Annotated in this window: 18 protein-coding genes and 1 pseudogene; 15 read left to right on the top strand and 4 right to left on the bottom strand. The window is 44.3% G+C overall.

Features of this window, described 5'->3' with window-relative positions; all coding sequences use genetic code 11:
- The first annotated feature begins 112 nt into the window (after positions 1-112).
- The 4 genes from AB8P72_RS08240 to AB8P72_RS08225 all read left to right on the top strand — a co-directional run bounded on the left by AB8P72_RS08240 (position 113) and on the right by AB8P72_RS08225 (position 5,983).
- Positions 113-553, top strand: a complete 441-nt coding sequence (locus AB8P72_RS08240; RefSeq protein ID WP_369957592.1) for a transposase family protein — start codon at positions 113-115, stop codon at positions 551-553.
- Positions 550-945: a transposase family protein gene (locus AB8P72_RS08235; RefSeq protein WP_193029873.1), complete on the top strand. Its 396-nt coding sequence runs from the start codon at positions 550-552 to the stop codon at positions 943-945. The genes AB8P72_RS08240 and AB8P72_RS08235 overlap by 4 nt, the downstream gene beginning before the upstream one ends.
- 421 nt (positions 946-1,366) lie before the next feature.
- Positions 1,367-4,180, top strand: a complete 2,814-nt coding sequence (gene aceE, locus AB8P72_RS08230) for a pyruvate dehydrogenase (acetyl-transferring), homodimeric type (protein WP_191692513.1) — start codon at positions 1,367-1,369, stop codon at positions 4,178-4,180.
- 39 nt (positions 4,181-4,219) lie between these two features.
- The gene (locus AB8P72_RS08225) at positions 4,220-5,983 is read left to right on the top strand and encodes a 2-oxo acid dehydrogenase subunit E2 (RefSeq protein ID WP_198329154.1); all 1,764 of its coding nucleotides are present in this window, start codon (positions 4,220-4,222) and stop codon (positions 5,981-5,983) included.
- A gap of 169 nt (positions 5,984-6,152) precedes the next feature.
- On the opposite strand, the gene AB8P72_RS08220 is transcribed toward AB8P72_RS08225, so the two are convergent.
- Positions 6,153-6,779 (bottom strand): OmpW family protein, encoded by a 627-nt coding sequence (locus AB8P72_RS08220; RefSeq protein ID WP_198329138.1) that lies wholly within the window; start codon positions 6,777-6,779, stop codon positions 6,153-6,155.
- A 673-nt stretch (positions 6,780-7,452) separates the two neighbouring features.
- Between AB8P72_RS08220 and AB8P72_RS08215 the strand changes: the two genes are divergently transcribed.
- Positions 7,453-8,433, top strand: a complete 981-nt coding sequence (locus AB8P72_RS08215) for an ion transporter (protein ID WP_198329139.1) — start codon at positions 7,453-7,455, stop codon at positions 8,431-8,433.
- Between the two features lie 136 nt (positions 8,434-8,569).
- On the opposite strand, the gene AB8P72_RS08210 is transcribed toward AB8P72_RS08215, so the two are convergent.
- From AB8P72_RS08210 to AB8P72_RS08200, 3 genes are all read right to left on the bottom strand, one after another.
- A complete protein-coding gene (locus tag AB8P72_RS08210; RefSeq protein WP_068404859.1) occupies positions 8,570-9,235 on the bottom strand; it encodes a TerD family protein in 666 nt (221 codons plus the stop codon).
- 154 nt (positions 9,236-9,389) lie between these two features.
- Positions 9,390-10,556, bottom strand: a complete 1,167-nt coding sequence (locus AB8P72_RS08205) for a YafY family protein (RefSeq protein ID WP_198329140.1) — start codon at positions 10,554-10,556, stop codon at positions 9,390-9,392.
- Between the two features lie 118 nt (positions 10,557-10,674).
- Positions 10,675-13,506 carry an AAA family ATPase gene (locus tag AB8P72_RS08200; protein ID WP_369957590.1) on the bottom strand — a complete coding sequence of 944 codons (2,832 nt, stop codon included), beginning with the start codon at positions 13,504-13,506 and terminating at the stop codon, positions 10,675-10,677.
- 372 nt (positions 13,507-13,878) lie between these two features.
- On the opposite strand from AB8P72_RS08200, the gene rsmG reads away from it, so the two are divergent.
- The 10 genes and pseudogenes from rsmG to AB8P72_RS08150 all read left to right on the top strand — a co-directional run bounded on the left by rsmG (position 13,879) and on the right by AB8P72_RS08150 (position 23,757).
- Positions 13,879-14,595 (top strand): 16S rRNA (guanine(527)-N(7))-methyltransferase RsmG, encoded by a 717-nt coding sequence (rsmG, locus tag AB8P72_RS08195; protein WP_198329142.1) that lies wholly within the window; start codon positions 13,879-13,881, stop codon positions 14,593-14,595.
- Positions 14,596-14,774: 179 nt separating this feature from the next.
- The gene (locus AB8P72_RS08190) at positions 14,775-15,560 is read left to right on the top strand and encodes a ParA family protein (protein WP_198329143.1); all 786 of its coding nucleotides are present in this window, start codon (positions 14,775-14,777) and stop codon (positions 15,558-15,560) included.
- A 103-nt stretch (positions 15,561-15,663) separates the two neighbouring features.
- A complete protein-coding gene (locus tag AB8P72_RS08185; protein WP_369957589.1) occupies positions 15,664-16,785 on the top strand; it encodes a ParB/RepB/Spo0J family partition protein in 1,122 nt (373 codons plus the stop codon).
- Positions 16,786-16,854: 69 nt separating this feature from the next.
- A pseudogene (locus AB8P72_RS08180) lies at positions 16,855-17,587 on the top strand (MotA/TolQ/ExbB proton channel family protein).
- A 58-nt stretch (positions 17,588-17,645) separates the two neighbouring features.
- The gene (locus AB8P72_RS08175) at positions 17,646-18,089 is read left to right on the top strand and encodes a biopolymer transporter ExbD (protein WP_068404870.1); all 444 of its coding nucleotides are present in this window, start codon (positions 17,646-17,648) and stop codon (positions 18,087-18,089) included.
- 143 nt (positions 18,090-18,232) lie between these two features.
- Positions 18,233-20,020, top strand: a complete 1,788-nt coding sequence (msbA, locus tag AB8P72_RS08170) for a lipid A export permease/ATP-binding protein MsbA (protein WP_102076727.1) — start codon at positions 18,233-18,235, stop codon at positions 20,018-20,020.
- 89 nt (positions 20,021-20,109) lie between these two features.
- Positions 20,110-21,228: a tetraacyldisaccharide 4'-kinase gene (gene lpxK / locus AB8P72_RS08165; RefSeq protein WP_369957588.1), complete on the top strand. Its 1,119-nt coding sequence runs from the start codon at positions 20,110-20,112 to the stop codon at positions 21,226-21,228.
- 37 nt (positions 21,229-21,265) lie between these two features.
- Positions 21,266-22,108, top strand: coding sequence for a 3-deoxy-manno-octulosonate cytidylyltransferase (gene kdsB / locus AB8P72_RS08160; RefSeq protein WP_369957587.1), 843 nt, complete (start codon positions 21,266-21,268; stop codon positions 22,106-22,108).
- 140 nt (positions 22,109-22,248) lie between these two features.
- A complete protein-coding gene (locus tag AB8P72_RS08155; protein ID WP_369957586.1) occupies positions 22,249-23,367 on the top strand; it encodes a DNA polymerase III subunit delta' in 1,119 nt (372 codons plus the stop codon).
- Between the two features lie 42 nt (positions 23,368-23,409).
- The gene (locus AB8P72_RS08150) at positions 23,410-23,757 is read left to right on the top strand and encodes a PilZ domain-containing protein (protein ID WP_306495135.1); all 348 of its coding nucleotides are present in this window, start codon (positions 23,410-23,412) and stop codon (positions 23,755-23,757) included.
- Positions 23,758-23,765: the final 8 nt, after the last annotated feature.

Genomic DNA, 23,765 nt, shown 5'->3' with positions numbered 1-23,765 from the left:
GACGAACGGTCAAATAAAGCGATGGTTAACATTTTTGCTTAAAGAATAGACCTCTTGCAAAAGTAGCAGAGAATTTTACAATAACTGAAACACTCATAACTTTTTAGGAACCATGCCAAACATAGATAAGCTACTCAAACAAAGTGACGCTGGTTTTAAACGCTATACAGGCATTCTTAAAGCCACCTTTTATGACATGCTTGAGGCCATGCAAGAGCATGAAGCATCTAAAACCAAATCAGGCAGACCCAGCGTGCTCAGTCTTAAGGAGCAGATACTACTAGCCCTGACTTATTGGCGTGAATACCGCACGCTTTATCATATCAGTATGGACTTTGGTATTCATGAATCTTCTGCTAGCCGTATCATCCGTAAAGTAGAAGACACACTGATTGACTCTGGCAAGTTTGAATTGCCCAAAAAGCTGCCTAGTCGTGTCGATGAGGACATCAATTGGTCAGTCGTCATTGTCGATGCAACCGAAACCCCAATTGAGCGTCCAAAAAAAACCAAAGAGACTACTACAGCGGTAAGAAAAAACAACACACCTTGAAAGCGCAGGTTATCGTTCATTGGCAAACAGGGTTGATACTTGATGTGCAAACCTGTAAAGGGTCAATCCACGATTTTAAGCTCTATAAAGATACTTGTCCTGATTGGCTTCCTGACAATGCTAAATTACTAGCAGATAGTGGCTATCAAGGGTTAGCAAAGCTACATAAGCAAACCTTCACCCCTTTTAAAAAGCCACGTGGTGGTCAGTTACTGGAGATATGCAAACAGGCCAATCACTATCTGGCAAAGTTCCGTATTGTGGTTGAGCACAAAATAGGCTTAATCAAGTTGTTCAAAATCGTGGCTCATAAATATCGTAACCGTCGTCAGCGCTATGATCTTAGAATGAAGCTGTTTGCTGGTATCATTAATTTCGAGCTAAACCTATGACTTTTGCAAGAGGTCTAATAAATATGACTTCTAACATTTTTAACAACAAATATTCATTTAAAAACTAATCACTATTTATTTCAAAAATACTTGTCATATTGGCATTTCTCCATAGCTATAAACAAATCCACAATAAGTACCTATAATAGAGTGTCATTATCATTTGATAGTGAGAATCGCATAGTGGCTATCGTTTAATTTTACAACGGTTTTTATTCGCGCCTAATGCTACTCTACAGTGATACGATTTGTTTAGAGTTCTCTGTTATAACCCTGAACGTAAATGTGATGCTTAGATGCGGCAAGGAAGTTATAGGGAAGGCATCAAGTCAATCGATTGCTCATTAAGATACGTACCACCCTCTGATTTAATAACACCCTGTTATCGTGCAGGGCTGACTGATAAAAAGGATTAATAAAGATGAACTATTATAAGGATGCTGATAGCACCGAAACCCAAGAATGGCTGGAAGCCTTTGAGTCGGTTATCAAACATGCCGATAAGGATCGAGCGCAATTTTTATTAAAAGCGTTATATAACATGGCGGTACAAGAAGGGCTGCCATTCAACCGTCTCGATACCGCTTATATCAATACTATAGCGGTCGAAGATGAGCCAATGTACCCAGGCGACTTGACGATTGAACGTAAAATTCGTGCGCTGATTCGCTACAACGCCTTAGCTATGGTCATGCGCGCCAATAAAAACGATGATGATTTAGGCGGTCACTTAGCAACTTTTGCTTCAAGCGCGACCCTTTATGAGACAGGGTTTAACCATTTCTTTCGGGCGGCAAGCGATCACTTCGGCGGTGACATGATTTATTATCAAGGTCACTCAGCGCCCGGTATTTATGCGCGCTCTTATTTAGAAGGTCGTTTAGATGAAGAGCAGTTGGATAATTTTCGCCGTGAAGTCGGCGGCAAGGGTCTGTCAAGCTATCCGCACCCATATTTGATGCCAGATTATTGGCAGTTCCCAACCGTATCGATGGGTTTGGGCCCAATTATGTCCATTTATCATGCGCACGTGCATCGTTATATGGAAAACCGTGGCTTGCTAGAAAAAGAAGATCGCAAGATTTGGACCTTCTTAGGTGATGGTGAAACCGACGAGCCAGAAAGCTTGGGTGCGATTTCTCTTGCTGGTCGTGAGAAATTGGACAATTTAATTTGGGTCGTCAACTGTAACTTACAGCGTCTCGATGGTCCTGTGCGTGGTAACGGCAAGATTATTCAGGAGCTTGAGTCGGTATTCCGCGGTGCAGGCTGGCGCGTGATTAAAGTGATTTGGGGCGGTCAGTGGGACACCTTGTTAGATAAAGATACCACCGGCGTGCTTAAATATCGCATGGAAGAAGCGGTCGACGGCGAATATCAGTTGTATGAAGCGCGTACGCCTGAATTTACCCGTAAAGAGTTCTTTGGTAAATATCCTGAGCTAGAAGAGATGGCGAACGAGCTGTCTGACCATGATATTTCACGCTTAAACCGTGGCGGTCATGATCCGATGAAGGTCTATGCGGCCTTTAGTGAAGCGATGAAAACCAAAGGCCAACCGACCGTGGTCTTAGTAAAAACGGTTAAAGGCTATGGCTTGTCTAATCAAGCACAAGCGGTCAATAAGACGCATCAAATCAAAAAACTCGATCATGAAGCTTTGATGTATTTCCGTGACCGTTTTGACTTACCATTTACTGATGAAGAGTTAGAGACGCTACCGTTTTATCGTCCAAAAGAAGACTCGCTGGAGATGAAATACCTAAAAGGTCGCCGCGAAGCCTTAGGTGGTCATCTACCCAATCGCCGTAGTGGTCATATTCCATTAAATATTCCAGAGTTGTCTATTTTTGATCGCGTGCTAAAAGGCAGTAATGGTAAAGAGCAATCGACTACCATGGTGTTTGTGCGCTTGCTAGCAGCGATGCTAAAAAATAAAGATATTCAAGATCGCGTCGTACCTATTGTTCCTGATGAAGCGCGCACCTTTGGTCTAGAAGGTATGTTCCGCCAATTGGGCATTTATTCAGCTTCTGGACAGAAATATACGCCAGAGGATAGTGAAGCTTTGATGGGTTATAAAGAAGCCATCGATGGTCACATGTTAGAAGAAGGCATTAACGAAGCGGGCGCAATGAGTACATGGATTGCTCTGGCAACCAGTTATTCTGTCAACGCCTTGCCGATGATTCCACTGTATATTTATTACTCTATGTTTGGCTTCCAGCGTGTTGGTGACTTGGCATGGGCAGCAGGTGACTGTCAGGCACAAGGTTTCTTACTTGGCGCAACGGCTGGTCGTACCACGCTAAACGGCGAAGGCTTGCAACATCAAGATGGTCATTCGCAGATTTTATTTAACGTCGTACCGAACTGCGTGACTTATGACCCTTGTTTCGGTTATGAGCTGGCAGTGATTATGCATGATGGTCTACGCCGTATGTATGGTGAGGGCGAGCGCGTTTATTATTACTTAACTTTGATGAATGAAAACTACGAACAACCTGCCATGCCAGAAGGCGTGGAAGAAGGCATCAAGCGTGGTATGTATTTGCTAGAAGACAATGGTTCAAGCCAAGTTCAGCTATTAGGTTCAGGCGTTATTTTACGTGAAGTGCAAAAAGCGGCGAAAATATTACAAGACGAGTTTAATATCTCATCTAACGTCTGGAGCGTGACCAGCTTTAATGAGCTGACCCGCGATGGTATGGCTTGTGATGACTATAACCGCCTGCATCCAATGGATGAAGAAGTGGTACCATGGGTTACCGAACAGCTTGCCCCGCACGAAGGTATCGTCGTCGCAGCGACCGATTATATGCGCAATTATCCAGAACAAATCCGCGCGTGGTTGCCTGACAATCGCCCTTATACGACTTTAGGTACTGATGGCTATGGTCGCTCAGACACTCGTGAGCAATTACGTAGCTTCTTCCATGTCGATGCCGCGCACATTGTGGTTGCGACACTTAAGCGCTTAGCTGATGAAGGTGAGGTTGAAATGCGTCTGGTTAAAGATGCGATTTCAAGCTTTGGTATCGAAGCGGATCAACCGCCTGCATGGCAACAACAGCCTCATTATGATCATTTCCCAGATGCCCCAGGCCCTGACAATGTACATCCGAACCCTGTGCCAGAGTTTGTCAGTGAAGATGATGACGAAATAAGCAGCGAAGGCCGCGCAGAAGATCCAGCCGATGCCGCCTTACTCAATGATGACGACGTCAAAGAATAGCCCAAAGACAAGGCAACAATAATATAAGGAGAATTACGGATGGACATTAAAGCCCCCGATTTGGGTGTTGATAGCGCCGAAGTCAGTGAGATTATGGTCGAAGTTGGCGACGTTATTGCAAAAGACGACAATATTATCTTATTAGAATCCGATAAAGCCTCAGTAGAAGTACCAAGCTCGGCTGCCGGTAAAGTCACTAAAATTAGCGTGGCAGTTGGCGATCAAGTCAGCGAAGGCATGGTACTCATTGAGCTTGAAAGCGATACTGATGCTGACAGTGAAATCGAAAGCGACAGTGACAGCCAAAGCACTAACGCTGATACACAAAACAAAACAGACGCTGCTGCCGACAAACAAAGTGAAGCGCAGGATAATCATCAAGCAGATACTAATCCAGCTGAGGAAAATACTTCTCAACCAGCAAACCAAGCAGGCAAGACAACCACACACGCCTTGCCTGATCTAGGTGTTGATGAAGCGCAAGTGTCTGAGATTATGGTCAGTGTCGGTGATATGGTCACGGCGGATCAATCAATTCTACTTATTGAATCTGATAAAGCGTCGGTCGAAGTGCCAGCACCAGAAGCAGGCAAGGTTGAAAAAATATTGGTGCAAGCGGGCGATATGGTCGCCAATGGTCAAGACTTTATCGTGATTATTGGTGAAGGTTCAGAGAGCGCCAGTAATAAAGCTAGTGAATCTAAGGCTGATACTTCTGAGGCACAAGCGTCCAAGCCAGCTGAAGCAGAAGATAAGAGCGCTGATTTAGACCAAAAAGCCAACAAGCAAACGACTGGTGAGCCTAAACAAGCCGCTAAATCTACGGCTAATACTAGCACTGCAAATGATAAGCTAACCGAAGCACAAGTCAACGAAAAAATGGTCGATATTTATGCTGGTCCTGCCGTGCGTAAACTTGCGCGTCAGCTAGGCGTTGATATTACTCAAGTGACGGGTTCGGCCCTTAACGATCGTATCTTAAAAGAAGATTTGTTTGCCCATGTAAAAGACAGCTTGAGCAAGCAAAAAACTGCGCCTGTGAGTGGTAATATGGCAAGCTCAAGCCTGCCAAGCTTACCTGACATGAGTAATACTGAGATATGGGGCGAGAGCGAAGTACAAGATTTAAGCCGCCTACAAAAAGTCTCGATACCGCAGCTCAATTACAATACTTTGCTGCCGCAAGTAACGCAGTTTGATTTGTCAGACATCACGGACACTGAAAAATTACGTGGTGAGCTTAAAGGTGCTATGAAAGCGGAAGGTATCGGCTTCACGATTTTAGCTTTTGTCGTTAAAGCAACTGCTTATGCATTAACCCAGCATCCACGCTTTAACAGTCATTTGAGTGACGATAATACCCAAATTATCTTACGTAAAAGCGTCAATATGGGCATTGCGGTCGCGACGGATGACGGCTTGATTGTACCTGTTATCAAAAATGTGCAAGATAAAGGCTTAAAGCAAATCGCCATTGAGGTAGGCGAGCTTGCGGTCAAAGCGCGTGATAAGAAGCTCACGGCTAAAGAATTACAAGGCGCAAGCTTTACCATCTCTAGTCAAGGTAACTTAGGTGGTACCGCATTTACGCCACTGGTAAATTGGCCGCAAGTAGGAATATTAGGGGTATCAGAAGCCAGTATGCAGCCGCGTTGGAATGCTAGTAAGCAATCTTTCGAGCCGCGTCTGATGTTGCCGCTGTCATTGTCTTATGATCATCGGGTGATTAATGGCGCTGATGCTGCAGTATTTACCCGTTATATCGCAAGTTTGCTGGCAGATCCACGCCGCATTTTGCTCTAGGCTTGCTTATTCATTATAATTAGATATATTGTTAAAAGGACTGTCTGCGGATGGTCTTTTTTATATCTCTTATTTAATAAGTAATAAAAGGCATTCACAAACACGAAGAAGCCAGCTATTAAGCTGGCTTCTTTTACTTATGCCGTTTAGGCTGTAGCAATTTGCTATATTAGAACTGTTTTACGAAAGCAACGCCATATACCCAAGGACTGATATCGATTTCACCAGCATCTACACCATTCAACTTAGCATCAGTTTTGATGTCCATATAACGCGCATCAATACGGAAAGACTCAGTCGGCGCAAATGGGATATCTAGACCGATATGACCAGCAACACCAACGCTATCGTCAAGATCTAAATCAGCGCCATTAGAAACCTTTTCTTTAAAGAAGGTCGTGTAGTTTACACCAACACCAACAAAAGGCTTTACATTCATAGGCATGTTATAGCCGTCGAAATGGTATTGCAGTGAAAGAGTAGGTGGTAAATGTTGAGTTTTACCTGACAAAACACGATTGCCAGCTGCATCATTTAGATCAAAATCATGATGAAATGGAATGGCTGCTAATAGTTCAACACCAACGTTGTTAGCGATGAAGTATTCACCACTGATGGTTGGGCGTACATCGCCATCAACATCAACAGATAGACCGTTATTTAAAGTACCGTTATCACTTTTAGGGTCAACATAATGTGCGCCAGCAGCGATAGACCAAGTACCAGCAGGTACCGCAAAAGCAGTGGTCATAGTAAGGGCAGTTGCAGCAGCTAAAACTAGGGATTGTAGTTTCATCGTTAAGTTCCTCAACATAATAGATGTTATTGGTCAGTTTCTAATGAGGGATGGCATCAGTGACCATTAGATAACGTTAGAGTCAGGATATAACTCGTAACATTATTTCTCTATTATAGTACAAAAACCTCACGAGGAGTAAGGTTTTAAACAGGAAGTTGGCTTAATTGTATTTTATGTTACAGTCGTGACGGATTTTATGGGTTAAATTACCCTTTTCATTTTTAAATGCTTGTCTTATGCTACATCTGCGTTTTTAAACATTAATATTAAACAATGACATGGATAGAAGGACAGATTGGATATTATGCTCGGTTATTGTAGTAACTCTCCGCTGCGCTGCGAAAATGCTCGCTCAATTAAGCTTTTAAACCAAATAGATGCCTGTTGTCCTAAATGTGGCTTGTTTTTATTACCAGCCCAAAACTTAAGCAATCAATTACGAGCGGATGAGCGTTTTTTACGTTTGATATTTTTTGTCACGGCGCTGCTATTAGTAATCGCGACCTACATTTATTACATAATTTTTGTATAATCATAACGTCTGAAGCAAAAATTGCGATAAATTGTTTAAAAAACCCTCATTGATTCTGCAAGCGCAACTGCCTTTTTTTTGATATCTCCCACCTGATTTTTATAACATAAAACCGGTATTACACCACATAGGGACGGCATGCTATTCCAATCTATTCGGCGCTTGCGTCTTTTCGTCTATAACATTTTGCAAAACGATGAGCATGACACGCTCTTTAGTCGTTATGTCGATTACTTTCTCATTTTTTTGATTATGGCGAACGTCACGGCGGTTATCGCTGAGTCGGTTGACAACTGGTATTACCCGTATCAAGCGTATTTTACGTGGTTTGAAAACTTCTCTATCGTGATCTTTTCTATCGAGTATTTACTGAGGTTATGGAGTGTCGCTGAAGCCAAACCCGACAATACCACGTGGCGTCAGCGCTGGGAATGGCTAAAAAGTCCGTCGGCGTTGATTGATATCATTGCCATTGCCCCCGCGTTTTTGAATTTCTTTGTCAGTATCGATTTGCGTTTCTTACGTATTTTGCGTCTGTTTCGAATTCTGAAACTTACCCGCTATTTTGCCTCCCTGCGTATTTTATTGGTGGTTATCAGTAAGGAAAAAGGCTCGTTTCAAGCGGTCATTTTTATCTTAATTATTATGATTGTGACAGCGTCGAGTGGTATTTATTTGGTCGAAAACCACGCCCAGCCCGAGGAGTTTGAGTCGATACCCAAAGCTATGTGGTGGGCGGTGGTCACCCTGACGACGGTTGGTTACGGCGATGTCACACCTATCACCAATGCTGGTAAGATATTAGGTGCACTTATCACCATATTGGGCGTTGGTCTTGCGGCTCTGCCAGCGGGTATCTTGGCGACGGGTTTGGCAAATGAGCTGAGTCAGCGCCGAGAAGAGCTCGAGCAAGATTTTCGTGAGCAACTAGTAGATAGTAATTTTGATTTGGTGCAAAATCAGATGATGATTGAAAAGATTCGCCGCGAGCTTGGATTGGATAAGGAGCAAGCGCAAGAAATCGTACTGCAAGTACTGCGCGAAAAAGAGCTTGAGCGCCGAGAAAAGGAAGTGCGGCAAAAGAATTTTTGTCCGCATTGCGGTGAGCCGTTAGAATAAGAGGAGTATGTAAAAATTCTTATTTAAAACTCCTTATTTAAAAAGAACAAGGGTAAAACGTTAATTAGCGTTTTACCTTTTTTTTAATCGATAGGTTTTTTAACTGATGTATAATCAATCTAATATTGGTTATGTATCAGTTATACATAGCTGGCGTAATCGGTAGAGCGCGTGCCAATTCATGCGCCACTTCTTGCGCGGCGGTTGCTAAATCTTTTGCAGGTAGCGGTAGATTTTGCAAGGTCAAATGCCAATCGTCCACTTCTCGCTGCAAGTGTGCCGCCCAAAGTGTTACACAGTCGCGTGGTAGCTGCTTTAAATTAACCTCAAAAACGCGGTTGCCTTCATCATCGCTTAAATGAATCTCACCTTTTTTGACTCTGCTAAACGGTAGGTCGTGGTAAGAGTTAGCGATTAAGGCAATGTGAGTGATATGCGCGGGTATTTTATCCAAATAAATTCTGATTTGCTCTTGGTCAAGGGGCGCAAGATACATCGCTTGTTCACCGCGGTCCTTACCGTTGAGACTATCGCCTTGATGTTTGACGGATTCTGCTTTATCCCGTAGCTGCTTAAACCAAACGATATCGCTGATGGTGCAGTTGTCGTTATATAGTACGCAGGCCAAATCAATATCAATCGCGCCTTCATTTTTCTTAAAGCGTTTTTTTAGGTTTTTAAATAAGCCTTTTTGCTCAATCTTGGTAAATTCATAATTGAGCGCAAAAAACAATGTCCCCGTGTCTAAACCCAGCCCTCTTAAACTGTCTGAAAGTAACGGTGATGGGGTAGTGGCTGACATAATATTCCTTTTGGACTTTTAATTTCGTATTAGGTTTTTAATTTCGTATTAGGTTTTTAATTAAGATAAACGTTGGCGTATTGGGTACAGCGGTTAAATTTTTATCATCGTTAATAGTTATCATAAGTAATCATTCGCTGTCTTTTTATTGTCGCTATGCATCATTGATGGGTTTGTCTAAAACCGCTTGATATAGGAGCGCAGGTTTGGCGTCTAATAGACCGCTACCAAAGCCGCGTAACCACCAAACCAGCTGCGAGGTTAAGTTGACGGTTGCGCGTATGGTTAGGGTTCCATCACTATTGATGATTACAGTTTGATCGTCACTCAGCTTGCTTTCCGTTAAGCTTTTGCCCGCTTGTTTGGTAAATTGTAGCTCAACTGCGGTATGTTTGCCACGATCGGGTAGCTGGCTAAATAGAGGATGGCTAAAGCCCATGCCACCTGCATCTAAATAGTTATCGAGGTGGAAATTATCAGGGGTTTGAGCCGCGCTTTCTAGTATCTCAACGCTGGCAAAGCGGTGAAGGGCAAAGGTACGAATAATTACGTCTGGGTCATCGGTACGCGTCGCCAATAAGTAAATAATCACCCCACGCTGGATGATGGCAATGGGATTTAGAATGTATTCGCTGGCTTGTGATTTATCGCTACGAGTATAACTGGCTTTTATTTGTAGTTGATAAAACAACGCATGATAAATATTGTCTTTACTTTCCAAATCAATATGTGGCGCAATTAAGGGTTGCGAGGCAGGCTCGATACGTACCCTATCAATCCATGAATGGGTGACTTTGCTGTTTTTAAGCTGCCGGCGTGCCAAATCAAACCAAGGAAAAAGCTCATCTAAAATAACCGGCGGCAGCAGCTGGCTTAGATTGGCTTCGACCATATTAAAGGCAACCGCTTGCGATAAATTCATATGCGGCAGACTTTGCAGCGGCGCATCGTCTTTCCAACGCCAACCTTGCGGATTGGCATTGTTTTTTTCGATAGGAAAGCGTTTGGCAAGGGCATTTAAATCGCGTTGCACGGTGCGCAAACTGATATCAAAACCTGCCAATTTAAGCTGCTCGTAGACATGGGTGGTGCCTACCCAGCGATTGCGCTGCAACTGCGACAATACTTGCCATTGCCGCGCCGTCGTTGCGGCACCATGGCGATTATCTGCTGCTTCCTCAGACGCTTTATTATCTGTCACAACTTCTTCATTTTGCGCAGCTAATTCTTTCGTTACTTCTTTAGTCACTAGAGCAGTTGCTTGCTTAGTATTAGCTGCTTGCGATTGAAGACCATCGGCGTCAGTAGAATGTACAGTCATTAAAGATAACCTTTATTCAGTCACGAGTTTAATTTTTATAAGGGTATTATTTATGAATACAGCTTATTAAAACAGCAAAGCGCAAAAAACTCATCATCGCAGAAAAGCATATCAGCGTCTAGAGTTGCTCTGCTGTATTTGCGCAGCAGTCATCTTGTTCTTTTTTGGCTTTTTTTTGCTTATCCTGTTTTTTTTGACGTTTGGCCTTACGCTTCTTTTTATCCTTTTTCTTCGATTTTTTATCATCGACTTCGTCATCAGCGTTTTGATTTTCATCCCAAAGCATCAACCGACTTAATACTTTACCAAATAGAGTGTCTTTACGGTAGCGACCTTTTTTATCCATGGTGTCGACAGGCAGACCCGTCATTAAGGTCAAGGCTTCACTAAGCGTCTGCACGCCATAAATATGAAATTGCTCTGCTTGAACAGCGGCGATAATATCGTCACGTAGCATTAATTGTTTGACGTTGGCCATCGGAATGACCACGCCTTGTTGTCCCGTCAGCTCTTGCTCGCGGCAAGCGTCAAAGAAACCCGCGATTTTAGAATTGATACCGCCGACGGCTTGGACTTCGCCTAACTGATTCATCGAGCCGGTAATTGCAAAAGATTGATTGATCGGGACGTTTGCTAAAGCGGAAAGCAGCGCGCAGCCTTCACTGACCGTGGCACTATCACCATCGATATGAGCGTAACTTTGCTCAAAAGCGAGCGAGGCGCTAAAGTTGAGCGCATGATGCTGACTAAATAAGGCGCGCAAATAGCTGGTCATAATCAGCATGCCTTTAGCGTGTAAGCTGCCGCCCAAATCGACATCCCGCTCGATATCGAGGATTTCGCCAGCGCCAATATTTGGCTGAATAACCGCGGTCAGACGCGCAGGCATACCAAACTCGCTATCCGCGTAGCTGACGACGGTGAGCGCATTGACTTGTCCGACCGCATCACCTTGGGTCTGAATCAGCTGCTGGCCATTTTTTAGCTCATCCCAATAAAGGTCGCGCAAGTATCCTGAGCGCTCGTCCATATCGTCAATAGCGTGGGTCACGTGTATGGCGCTAACGATGTTTTTACCGCTCAAACGTGCATGGCGGTTGGATTCATGCAACAGCTTAATCAATAAATCACTATGCAAACTCAAGCGGTCTTGGTCTTCGGCTTGTAAGCTTAAATGCTCAAGTAAGGCAGCTTGGGCGCTACTATCAAACGGATAAAGGTTGGCATGGTCAATGATGTCAGCCATTTTTGCCACCAATGCTAATTCATGTTCAGGGCTACGTGTCACATCGTCGTGAAAGTCGGCACGTACTTTAAATACCGCATCAAACTCTGCCTCAAGCTCGAGTAATTCGTAATATAAATCCGCTTCGCCAAGCAAAATTACCTTAATATCAAGGTCAATCGGTGCGGGTGCAAGCGACAAACTGCCTGTCAAGGTTAGCATCTGCTCAAGGCTAGATAGTCTGATTTTGCGAGATTGCAGGGCGCGTTTAAGGCCTTGCCAGGCGTAAGGATGCTCAAGCAGATGACTGGCTTCTAACAACAGATAACCGCCATTGGCACGGTGCAGGGCGCCTGCTCGAATCATACTGACATCGGTGGTCACTGTGCCCAATTGGGTGATTTGCTCGACATGACCCAATAGGTTTAAATGCGTCGGCAAATCTTCAAAGATGACCGGGGCGCCACTATCTGGCGCGTGACTGACAATGACGTTGACGGCATAGCGGCTCGGCGTTGTGGCAAGAACGGCCGTCACAAACTCCTCATCATCACCGTTAACGATGCGCTCGACATGAGTGACCATATCGGCAAATACGGTTTTTAGATACTCGACAACCAAGGGATGAGCAGCAAATTGCTCATAAATAGGCGCAAATAAAGGTTGTAGCGCACGACGTGCAATATTGCGATGCAGTGCTTCAATGGCATCATTGGCTTCGTCTTCTAATTGCTCTAGCGCAATGGTTAGCTGGCTTAAGCGCTTTTGCATATGGTTTTTTTGGGCAAAATTATTCAGCTCAGCTTCATATTCGCTTTTGCCGTATGCGTTGCCATACTCGCTGTTAGCATTATCATCATCAAGATTATTTTTAGTAGGGGGCGCAGTTTTTTCTTCTGTTGTTTGATTTTTTTGGCTACTAGAAATTTTTGAATGGTCAGTGCTCTGATGATTTTCTTCGGTAGATAACTTGCTAGGATGGACAAATACCGCTTTATTATCAAATGCGCGAAACGTCAGTGCCAAATCGTACTGTTTACCTTCGGTATTAAGGTCATCGTAAGCCTGACTTTCTTTTTGATGGGTGTCATTTTTAATCGCTTCGATTTTGCTTTGATACTGGTCGCTACGAAAGCGTTGGCTAAGTCGTTTTTTGGCTTGCTGCCATAGTTGATTAACCTGTTGCTGCAATATCTGCCCTTGTCCGGCAGGTAGACGTAGCGCTTGCGGTGTACGCGGGTCGGTAAAATTGTGCACATAAACCCAATCATCTGGCGTCGGTGCGTCAGCGGCAATTCGTTGTAATAAACGATTTATAACCGTGCGTTTACCTAAACCATTTTCGCCCGCGGCAAACACATGATAGCCGCTGGCATGAATATCCAGCGCCGTCTGCAAGGCTTTCAGGGCGCGCTGTTGCCCAAAGCCGACATCTAAATCAGGGGCAGTGCGGGTATCGCTCGGTAGCTCATCAGGATTGGTATAACGCTTCAGCTGCTCGGCACTAATAAGACAGCGCTCATTAACCTCGATAAATACCGGATGAGGCGTATTAGGCATATCTAAAGTGCGCTCTTGTTCATCAGTTTCGTCCGCCTTTATTGCTGTCGGCTTTGTATTGGCTGGCTTAGATGCTTTTGTTACTGCTGAATTTTTAACAGGTGTTGCCATAGATTTGCTGTCTTTTGAATCTTGATTTATAGGAGTGTTTTGCGGTTCGGTCATAGTTATATAGTAAGTCGTTTTAAAAGGGTGGAATGGTTATTGATTTTTTACTGTTTGCGCTTTAAGTTTAGGAATGTATTTTTAATCATGCTTACATTTATAATAGTAAATAAGAACATCTTACAAGATATCGGCGCGTTTTAGACAAGACATTCAGCGCAGTTTTGTATCATAGTAAAGTGAAAGTTTTAGCTTATTAGGCTGTAATAATAGAGATTTTATTACGTTGACTTGCTGGTTATTGAAGAAGATAAGCCCTCGACATAGGCGTAGATAGTATAAGATGGCGTACATTGGCGCAATCTGCAACTATTCAATGGGCAGAGCGCATGATAAAATAGACGGTTCACATGTCAAAACTGGATAACCCGTATGTCAGATTCTACTAAAACCTCTTCATCGTCTGCTAGCACGGGTAACAGTCATATTGATCCGACAGGCTTTGTAAAGCTCGGTGCGCAATTACCTAAGCTGGCCACTATGCTCGCGCAATCAATAGACGAGTTGGGTCTGACGTTAAGCGCACAGCAGCAGCGCACGTTATTATTGTATTTAGACCAGCTTTTATTATGGAATAAAGCGTATAATCTGACCGCGATTACCGATCCAGTCGAGGCGCTTATCAAACATATCATCGATTGTTTGGCTATTATAACGCATTTACCGTCAGGGTCGCTGCTTGATATTGGTACGGGGGCGGGCTTGCCAGCGGTGATTATCGCTATCTGTCAGCCTGAGCGCCAATGCACCGCCCTTGATAGCAATCAGAAAAAAATTCGTTTTATTAAGCAAATCAGTAGCGAGCTTGGTTTGAGTAACATGCAGCCAATCGCCTCGCGTATTGAGGCGCATGAAGCCTGCTACGAGGTGGTAACCTCAAGAGCTTTTGCTAGCTTGATTGATTTTATCGAAGTGGCGCAGCCGCGCTTGGCAGAAAATGGCTATTTATGCGCGATGAAAGGCAAAGCCCCAAGCGATGAAGAGCTACAGGCGCTAAGTGACGCTTGGCAGATAAGAACGATTGCATTAAAAGTACCGCGTTTACAAGATAGTCGTCATTTAATTGAATTATCTTATAAAAATGTCTAAGCTATGAGCACGTCATGCTATGTGAGGCAACAATTGTTCTTTAGTCATAAGTGGTGTGGACGCTGGTGTATAAATAGACTTATAGGTAAGTGTCAGGTATTTGAGTAATATAATAAGCTTGAGCGCAAAAATACTGTAGTAAAAATCAGTAACAGATTCTAATTTAATTGAGTGAGTGTATGGAAATCATAGCGATTGCGAATCAAAAAGGCGGCGTGGGAAAAACCACGACGGCAGTAAATTTGACCGCCAGCTTAGCGGCCAAGCGCAAGCATGTACTACTGATTGACTTAGACCCACAGGGTAATGCAACCAGTGGCACGGGCGTCGATAAGAACGCCTTGGACTTGACCATCGCTGATGTACTGCTTGATGGCGTTGCGCTATCTGAGGCGATTGTGAGTAGTCCAGCTGGGTTTGATGTCATCGGCGCCAATCGTGATTTGGCGGGGATGGACATTACTTTAATGAGCAAAACCAATAGTCATGAGCTCTTTAAGACGGCAATGGCACAGTTGGCCAAGGATCAAATCGCGACCAATAAATCTGCTTACGATTATGTGATTATCGACTGTGCGCCAAGCTTAAATTTATTAACGATTAATGCATTGATTGCCACCGATAGCGTTATTATTCCCATGCAGTGTGAATATTATGCCCTAGAAGGTTTGGCGGATTTGTCGCAGACGATTGAGCGTCTTACCGAGCTCAATCCTAAGCTCTATATTCGCGGTGTGGTCAGAACCTTGTTCGATGCGCGCAATACCTTGGCGCGTGATGTCTCGGCTGAGTTAGAGGCGCACTTTGGTGATATTATGTATAAAACTCATATTCCAAGAAATATTCGTTTGGCTGAAGCACCCGCACATGGCTTGCCGGTTATTGCTTACGAAAGATGGTCAAAAGGTGCGCGCGCCTATCAAAAACTGGCGGCTGAAGTGATAAAGCAGAGCACATCATTATAAGTTTATGTTGCAAGTTAATAAAAGAACAGCAAATTATATTTATCAGTAAGCCGGTATTTAGCAATATTTGGCTTTTTATTTTAGCGTTAGAGGATAGGTAATCATGGCAAAGAAAAGAGGGTTGGCTGCCAATCGAGGCTTAGATGCCTTATTAGGGTCAATCAAAAAAGAAAAGCAAATTGCCGCCTCTGCCTTACAAGATGACACGGTAGTGCGTGAGCATACTGAGTCAACCAAAATACCACAACCTATTAAGCAAGAAGATAGCACAGCTGCGGCTGTTAACAAGCCTTCTGCCTTGCCAGTGTCTGAACAAACCACTGACAATAATAATCGTAAAGCGCGGACGATAAAAAAAGCCCCTGCTAATAAAGCGCGCGCGAACGTCACAGAAAATAGCGCTTCTGAAGACCAAATCAGCTTGGTACAAATCGATGTCACGCGTCTGCAAGCAGGTAAGTATCAGCCGCGCCGTGATATGAGCGAAACGGCGCTGGCAGAATTGGCTTCTTCTATTGAGCAGCATGGCGTTATGCAGCCGATTGTTATTCGTCCATTACTGGCGAATGAAGATAAAAGCGAAGCATTGGTGACGCATGAGATTATCGCTGGCGAGCGCCGCTGGCGTGCGGCAAAAATGGCGGGTAAATCGGTTATACCAGCGATTGAACGTGCACTATCTGATGAATTGGCCATTGCGCTGGCCTTGATTGAAAATATTCAGCGCGAAGATTTATCGGTGATTGAGCAGGCGGCTGCCCTGCAGCGCTTTCATACAGAATTTGGTATGAGTCACGCCATGATTGCCGAAGTCGTTGGTAAAGCGCGTACCACGGTATCAAACCTTTTGCGCTTGAATCAGCTGCACGATACAGTTAAAGACCATTTAGCAACTAGCGCTTTAGATATGGGCCATGCGCGTACCCTGTTGGCGCTATCATCAGAACAGCAGCCTATCATTGCGCAAAAAATCATTGATGCAGGCATGACGGTACGCGAAGCTGAAAAGCTAGTGAAATCTATCCTACAGCCAGCACCAAAAGCTAATCGCACCGAGCAAGTACAGTCTCGCGATGTTGAGCGCTTAACCCAGCGTTTAACTGACATGTTAGGCGCAGAAGTAAAGCTCAAACATAAAAAAGATGGGCAGGGTAGCGTTGAGATATTTTTTCACAATCATGATCAGCTAGCGGCTTTGATCAAGCATATAGAAGCGCAGGCTTAATATTTTTATTAAAAATACAAACGTAAAACCGTCTTTTAATAATTAACAAAAACATAGAAGAGAGTGCGTATGTGGGAGCTGGTAAAAGCAGGTGGTTGGCTGATGACCCCTATCGTGGTGTGCTCAATATTGGCGTTAGTAATTATTATCGAGCGCAGTCATACGTTGCAGTTTAATAAAATTGTACCCAATAGATTGCGCGAACAGCTGATAACCCGCCTCCGTGAGAACGGTGATATTGGCCGTACGCAGCTGATGAATGTCAAAGAGAAAACCCCTTTAGGCGATATTCTAGCGACCGGTCTGCTGTATCGTCAATATGGTCTAGACTCGATGACAATGCATATGCAAAACCGCGCCAGTGTACAAGTGCATCAGTTAGAAAAAAAACATTAATATGCTCGGTACTATTGGGGCGATTGCGCCATTGCTTGGTTTGCTAGGTACGGTGTTGGGTATTATCTCGTCGTTTTTGGCGATTACGGATGGCGCGATGCAAGACCCAACGATGCTAGCTGCTGGCGTGTCACAAGCATTGATTACTACGGCGGCTGGTATGATTGTGGCTATTCCGGCTCTGGTTGCTTACCGCTATTTTCAGCGCCGTATTATCGATATCAATGCGCAGTTTGAAACGCAAGCGGGACTGATGATTCAAGAATTGTATGATTATCAATTGCTAGACAATACGCATGCCTCTACCATGTCTCTACCTGCTAATGGGTCGGAAACAACTAAAACTAAGGGTTATGAACTTTCACTTGACACCTCGGATTTAGAGACAGCCGCTACAGCAACTTAATTGTGTGATGTCACTTATTTGTTGAATCTGTACATTGCAGCCCATTAAAGAGAGCGATATGCGTTTTAGAAAACCGACCGTTGAGCCACTTGAAATCAATCTGACGCCGATGATTGATTGTTTATTATTTTTAATCGTATTTTTACTGCTTGCCACCTCGTTCAATCACTTTAGCCGCTTAAATATTATTCTTCCGGAAGCGGAAGGGGTAGCATTAACAGAAGAGCAAAACAGTATTGAAGTCGCTGTGCAAGAAGATGGCAGTTATTTGGTTAATGGCATCACCCTTGCGAGTAGCGATGAGGCCGAGCTGACTAACATGCTTCAGCAAGAAGCGGGAAGCAATCGTGATATGCTATTTGTCATTGCTGCTGATGCAAATGCTACCCATCAATCGGTGGTACGGGTCATGGATATCGCTGGTAAACTGGGTTTTTTAAATCTCAATATCAGTACGGTTGTGCCACTTGGGCAGCCTTTACCAGAATCTGCGCCGCAGTAAATTTTAGGGCGTTTGATATATTGCTACAGTAAAAACATCAAACGCCACTATCATAACCCTTGGTGTTTTTACTGCTGTATTTTATGTTCACTTGCTACTGCTGCATTTGTGTCATTTCTTTTTATACCTAAATTGAGGCTTTTATGAGCCAAGCTTATCAACCTGACTCTAAAAAAAATTCTGCTAAAAAGTTGTCAGCAGCGCCATCAAATACGCCTAGGCATAGGACTTTATTGCGGCTATTAAGCTACCTTAAACCTTATTGGTGGGCGCTAATCTTGGTCATAATAGGCTTTGCGATTAATGCGGCAACAGAGATTTGGATTGCCAAGTTATTGCAATATATCACTGATGCCATCAATCAAAACGATCAAAGCAAACAGGACTTATTTCCATTTATTATCGTGGCGCTGTTTTTTGTCCGCGGCGTGGGCAGTTTTTTGGGTAATTACTATACGGCTTTGGTATCGCGCAATCTTGTTTATGAGTTACGCGTTCAAGTGTTCAATAAGCTTTTGCGTTTGCCAAGCTCGTTCTATCTGGCAAATCCAGCAGGGACTATTTCATCCAAGCTCATTTTTGATGTTGAGCAGGTAACTGCAGCCAGTACTGATTCAATGAAAACCTTGTTGCGCGATGGTTTGACCGTGGTGGCTTTGATAGGTTTTTTGCTTTATAGCAACTGGCGTTTAACCTTAATTTTATTTGTGGTGCTACCGCCGATTTTATGGTTGATACGGGTGGCCTCAAAGCGTTATCTAAAGCTGTCTAAAGGCATTCAAGAAACCATGGGTAGTGTCAGCCACATCACCAATGAGGTCATCGGCGGCTATCAGGTAGTGAAAAATTATGGCGGACAAGCGTATGAAGCCAAGCGTTTTGATATAACCTCAAAGAAAAACTTGCGCCAAGGCATGAAGGTCGTGGTGACCAATAGCATCAATACCCCAGCGGTGCAGTTATTGATGGCGATGGCGATGGCGGTCGTTGTATGGCTCGCGCTGCGTCCTGCGGTAATAGATAATATCTCGGCAGGTGAGTTTATCTCCTATATTGCTGCCGCAGGATTATTAAGTAAGCCGGTGCGCTCACTCACTGATATCAATCAAAAATTGCAAAAAGGGCTTGCCGCGGGCGAGTCAATCTTTACTTTGTTGGATGAGCCAGAAGAACAAGACACAGGCATACTTAGCCCGACTTTAGCAGGTGACATTCAGTTCGATAATGTCAGTTTGGTTTATCCTGATTCAACGGTGGCGCTGCGTGATTTTACTTTGGATGTGCGTGCAGGCGAGACGATAGCACTGGTCGGCCGTAGCGGCGCTGGTAAGTCTTCACTCGTTAACTTACTCACGCGTACTTTAAATACGTCCTCGGGGCAAATCACCCTTGACGGTATGCCAATTGGCGACATCAAGCTTGAAAGCTTGCGCGCGCAAATTGCGATGGTCAATCAGCAAGTGGTACTGTTTAATACCACGGTGTTTAATAATATTGCCTATGGCAGCTTGGCAAATAAAACTCAAGCTGAGGTCGAGCGCGCTGCAAAAGACGCTTTTGCCCATGATTTTATTATGAAAATGCCAAATGGCTATCAAAGTGAGATTGGCGCTGAAGGCTTGCAGCTCTCAGGCGGTCAACGTCAGCGTATCTCGATTGCGCGTGCGTTATTAAAAGACGCACCGATTTTGATTTTAGATGAAGCGACTAGTGCCTTAGATAACGAGTCAGAATACTATATTCAAAAAGCACTCGATAACGTCATGAAAGATAGGACGACACTGGTGATTGCCCACCGTTTAACCACCATTGAGTCCGCTGACCGTATTGCAGTGTTAGATAGTGGTCAAATTGTCGAATTAGGCACCCATGAAGAACTGATGCAATTGCATGGCCATTATGCGCAAATGTACGCGCGTGATTTTGAATAAAGCTACTGTTTGATTAAAGCCACTGCAAGCCGTGATGGTACTTTGTAGTATAAAGATGGCTGCATAACTAGGATAAATAACACATCATCATGAGTATTGAAACCACAATGACGCGTGCCTGGCAACGTCAGGCTGCTTGGCCCTGGCTGCTACTGCCTGTCAGCTGGTTATATGGATTCATTACGATGGTGCGCCGTCAGGCTTATAAGATAGGTTTGTTTGCCAGTTATCGTGCGCCTATTCCGCTGATGGTGATTGGTAATATCACGGTAGGTGGTAGCGGCAAGACGCCGCTAATTATTGCCTTGGTCAACTATCTACAAAAGCAAGGCATAAAGGTAGGCGTTATCAGCCGCGGTTATGGCGGTGATAGCAATCAGATGCCCGCTTTGGTGCATGCCGATAGCTTACCAAGCATCGTAGGGGATGAGCCCTGTTTAATCGTCAATATGACAGATGCACCGATGGCCGTTTGCCCCAATCGTAAGCAGGCTATTACCACTTTGTTAAACGCTCATCCCGACTTACAACTGATTATTGCTGATGATGGCTTGCAGCATTATGCGCTGCAACGTGATATCGAATGGATTGTGGTTGATGCGTCGCGCGGCTTTGGTAATCAGCAATTGCTACCAACCGGTTTTTTACGTGAGCCTATGTCGCGCTTAAAAGGCGCAAATGTGGTTTATCATGAAAAAGCGGATAGGACGACCGAAGATAATAAGCAAGCTCAAGCTAAGCGTTTAACGATGCATCTACAAGCGGATAAATTGCAGCCTTTATGGCCTTCTGCTGTTGAGATAGATGGTTTAAGTGTCGCAGAAAAAATGCCTATGCCACTTATGCCACCTATACCAAATGGTCGGGTACATGCGGTAAGCGGTATCGGTTATCCGCAACGTTTTTTTGATACTTTATTGTCGCTTGGCTTTGATGTCATTGGGCACGCTTATCCCGATCATTATGATTTTAGCTTGACTGAGCTTTTACAATATAGCGAGCTGCCGATCATTGTCACCAGTAAAGACGCGGTCAAAATCAGAGCGCTGCTAATAGATATGACTAGCCGCCAACCACTTAGCGAAGAGTATCAAGAGCTTATTAATCGCTTATGGGTATTGCCAGTGACTGCGATGTTATCAGACAGTTGCTATGACAGCTTACAGCAGCAATTAAAAGCTTTAAATATTGATATCAATAATGGCTAGAAGTCTAAAAGCTTAGACAATTTTTTAGGAATAAACCATGTCGTCAGACTTAATATCAGCCGCAACAATGCCAATTGAAGCCGCGCCAGCCAAAACTCATATTGTTATTCCTGCGCGCTTTAAAAGTACGCGCTTACCCGGTAAGCCATTATTAAAGATTCATGGCAAACCAATGATACTGTGGGTGGCTGAAAAAGCACAGTTGGCTGATTTTGCTGACGATATGTGTATTGCGACTGATGATGAGGCGATTGCCAACGTTTGCACAGAGGCAGGTTTTGATGTGGTGATGACCAGTAGTGAGCATGCGTCAGGGACTGACCGTTTGGCTGAAGTTGCCGCTATCAAAGGCTGGGCTGAGCATGATATCGTGGTCAATATGCAGGGTGACGAACCTCTGGTACCGCCGTTATTATTACAGCAAGTCAAAGCCCTGCTAGTGCAAGATAGCGACAGCGTGATGGCGACTTTATGCGAGCCTATCGAAGACTACGAAACTTTTATGCGCCCATCGGTCGTAAAAGTTGTCAGTCAGACGTCCAGCAATTTACAGCGTGCATTATATTTTAGCCGTGCACCGATTCCGTGCGACCGTGATGTGGTTTTGGCAAACGATAAAAATATACAGCAGCAACCACCAAAAAACGCTTATCGTCATTTGGGTTTATACGCTTACAGAGTTAGCTTGTTACAGCAGTTTGTGCATTGGCCGCAAACGCCGCTCGAGATATTAGAAAGCCTAGAGCAATTACGCGTCTTAGAAAATGGTGGTCATATTGCTATTGCCACTGCAAGCTGTCATCTACCAGCTGGCGTCGATACCCAAGAAGATTTAGATCGGCTAAATGCCATGAGCTTAATTGATTTTCAAAACTGCTAATTTACATAATTAATAATAGCCTAAGTAAATGTTTATAAAGTATTTTATTAAATAGAGTAGGATTGTTTGTTACTCAAAGGTTGTAAGCGTATTGAACGTATTTAAGGTATTGAGCGATGATCGTGAATGAGGTAAATGAAATGACAAGCGCATTGCCTTTGACGGATAATATATATTTTGCCCCGCTATTACCATGGCAAAACGAGCTATGGTCACAGCTGACCAAGCGGGTGTTGATGCCGCAGCAATCTTTGCCGCACGCGCTTTTAGCCGCTGGTATGCAGGGCATGGGCAAGCGCGCTTTTGTTTGGCGTTTGGTGGCGTGGTTATTATGCCGAGAGCGCGAGCACAATCCGCTTGGCGCTTGCGGTATTTGCGAGAGCTGTCAATGGCTCAGATCGGGGACGCATCCAAGCTTACAAGTTCTGCCACTTATTAGTATGCCAGTCAGTGCCGAACATGCTGATGCTAAACAAGCAGCAACTAACAGCGCAAAAGACAAAAAATCTGCCAAAGCTGCTAATAACGCTGCATTAAAAATAAAGGTCGATGATATCCGTGCTCTGCAGCCATTTATTTATCAAGGCGGGCAGGGCATGCGGATATGTGTGCTCGATTACGCAGAGCAAATGACGGTTGCAGCTGCAAATGCGTTGCTCAAAACCTTGGAAGAGCCGCAAGCCCAAGTACATTTATTCCTCATCAGTGATACTCCAGCGCAGTTACTGCCAACCATAAAAAGCCGTGTTCAGCAGTTGGCACTACAGACCATTGAGCCTGCCGTTTTAGTTGACTATGTGACTCATGCTTTAGGTAGTACGGTCAATCGTGAGGCGGTCGGCACGGCGGCCATTGAGCAGCTGATACAGTTGGCAAATGGCGCGCCTTTAGCCGCGGTCGCCCTTGCGCAAGCACCATGGTATAGCAAGCGCACACTATGGCTGACAACGTGGCAAGCGCTGCGTAGCGGCAAGCGTAGTAGCATAGCGGCAAGCGACTATTGGCAGACCCAGCTTAGTATAAGCGAGTTTATTCAATTGTCGGAGCTGATGCTGGTCGATATGCGCCGTGTATGTTTGGGTCTCGATGCGCTGCAAAAGGACATTAATTTACCAGTGTCCTTACACAGTCATCAACCTACTGAGCGCGCGTTAGAGGTCTTTATAAATGGTCTGCAAGAAATAAAAGCCGCTCTACAACAAAATGTGCAAGAAAAATTCGCTTATGATAAGCTGATGCAAGAATTGGCTTATTTATAAATCAGATTAAAAAATAAACCTCACTTATAAAGGAAGCGGACTATGGCAATGCCAGGACGTGGCGGGATTTTAACCTGCCATATTGAAGATATGGAAACGTTATACGCAAGCTATTTATCCTTTGTGACCAATGGCGCGTTATTTGTGCCGTCCGATAAAACCCAAAAACTGGGCGATGAAGTGTTTATTGCCGTGACTTTGCCTAATTCTAGTGAACGCTTGCCTATGAACGGTAAGGTGGTTTGGATTAATTCTAAAAGCCAAAGCGGTCGTCCAGCAGGTTTTGCGGTGCAGATAGGTACAGATATCGCTGGGCTAAGAATTAAAAACGAGGTCGAGCGCTTATTGGCCGGTAAGCTTGATAGCTTGCAGTCGACTTATACGATGTAGTATTTTGC

The organism is Psychrobacter sp. CLB018, assembly GCF_041222815.1.
Lineage (GTDB): Bacteria > Pseudomonadota > Gammaproteobacteria > Pseudomonadales > Moraxellaceae > Psychrobacter > Psychrobacter faecalis.
This window is presented reverse-complemented; position numbering and strand designations above follow the sequence as displayed.

Excerpts from the sequence above, each read along its gene's own strand:
- AB8P72_RS08155 (WP_369957586.1), top strand. The coding sequence starts at position 22,249 with ATGACAAGCGCATTGCCTTTGACGGATAATATATATTTTGCCCCGCTA.
- AB8P72_RS08225 (WP_198329154.1), top strand. The coding sequence starts at position 4,220 with ATGGACATTAAAGCCCCCGATTTGGGTGTTGATAGCGCCGAAGTCAGT.
- AB8P72_RS08190 (WP_198329143.1), top strand. The coding sequence starts at position 14,775 with ATGGAAATCATAGCGATTGCGAATCAAAAAGGCGGCGTGGGAAAAACC.
- rsmG (WP_198329142.1), top strand. The coding sequence starts at position 13,879 with ATGTCAGATTCTACTAAAACCTCTTCATCGTCTGCTAGCACGGGTAAC.
- AB8P72_RS08200 (WP_369957590.1), bottom strand. The coding sequence starts at position 13,506 with ATGACCGAACCGCAAAACACTCCTATAAATCAAGATTCAAAAGACAGC.
- AB8P72_RS08175 (WP_068404870.1), top strand. The coding sequence starts at position 17,646 with ATGCGTTTTAGAAAACCGACCGTTGAGCCACTTGAAATCAATCTGACG.
- msbA (WP_102076727.1), top strand. The coding sequence starts at position 18,233 with ATGAGCCAAGCTTATCAACCTGACTCTAAAAAAAATTCTGCTAAAAAG.
- aceE (WP_191692513.1), top strand. The coding sequence starts at position 1,367 with ATGAACTATTATAAGGATGCTGATAGCACCGAAACCCAAGAATGGCTG.
- AB8P72_RS08205 (WP_198329140.1), bottom strand. The coding sequence starts at position 10,556 with ATGACTGTACATTCTACTGACGCCGATGGTCTTCAATCGCAAGCAGCT.
- AB8P72_RS08240 (WP_369957592.1), top strand. The coding sequence starts at position 113 with ATGCCAAACATAGATAAGCTACTCAAACAAAGTGACGCTGGTTTTAAA.
- lpxK (WP_369957588.1), top strand. The coding sequence starts at position 20,110 with ATGAGTATTGAAACCACAATGACGCGTGCCTGGCAACGTCAGGCTGCT.
- AB8P72_RS08210 (WP_068404859.1), bottom strand. The coding sequence starts at position 9,235 with ATGTCAGCCACTACCCCATCACCGTTACTTTCAGACAGTTTAAGAGGG.
- AB8P72_RS08215 (WP_198329139.1), top strand. The coding sequence starts at position 7,453 with ATGCTATTCCAATCTATTCGGCGCTTGCGTCTTTTCGTCTATAACATT.
- kdsB (WP_369957587.1), top strand. The coding sequence starts at position 21,266 with ATGTCGTCAGACTTAATATCAGCCGCAACAATGCCAATTGAAGCCGCG.
- AB8P72_RS08150 (WP_306495135.1), top strand. The coding sequence starts at position 23,410 with ATGGCAATGCCAGGACGTGGCGGGATTTTAACCTGCCATATTGAAGAT.
- AB8P72_RS08220 (WP_198329138.1), bottom strand. The coding sequence starts at position 6,779 with ATGAAACTACAATCCCTAGTTTTAGCTGCTGCAACTGCCCTTACTATG.
- AB8P72_RS08185 (WP_369957589.1), top strand. The coding sequence starts at position 15,664 with ATGGCAAAGAAAAGAGGGTTGGCTGCCAATCGAGGCTTAGATGCCTTA.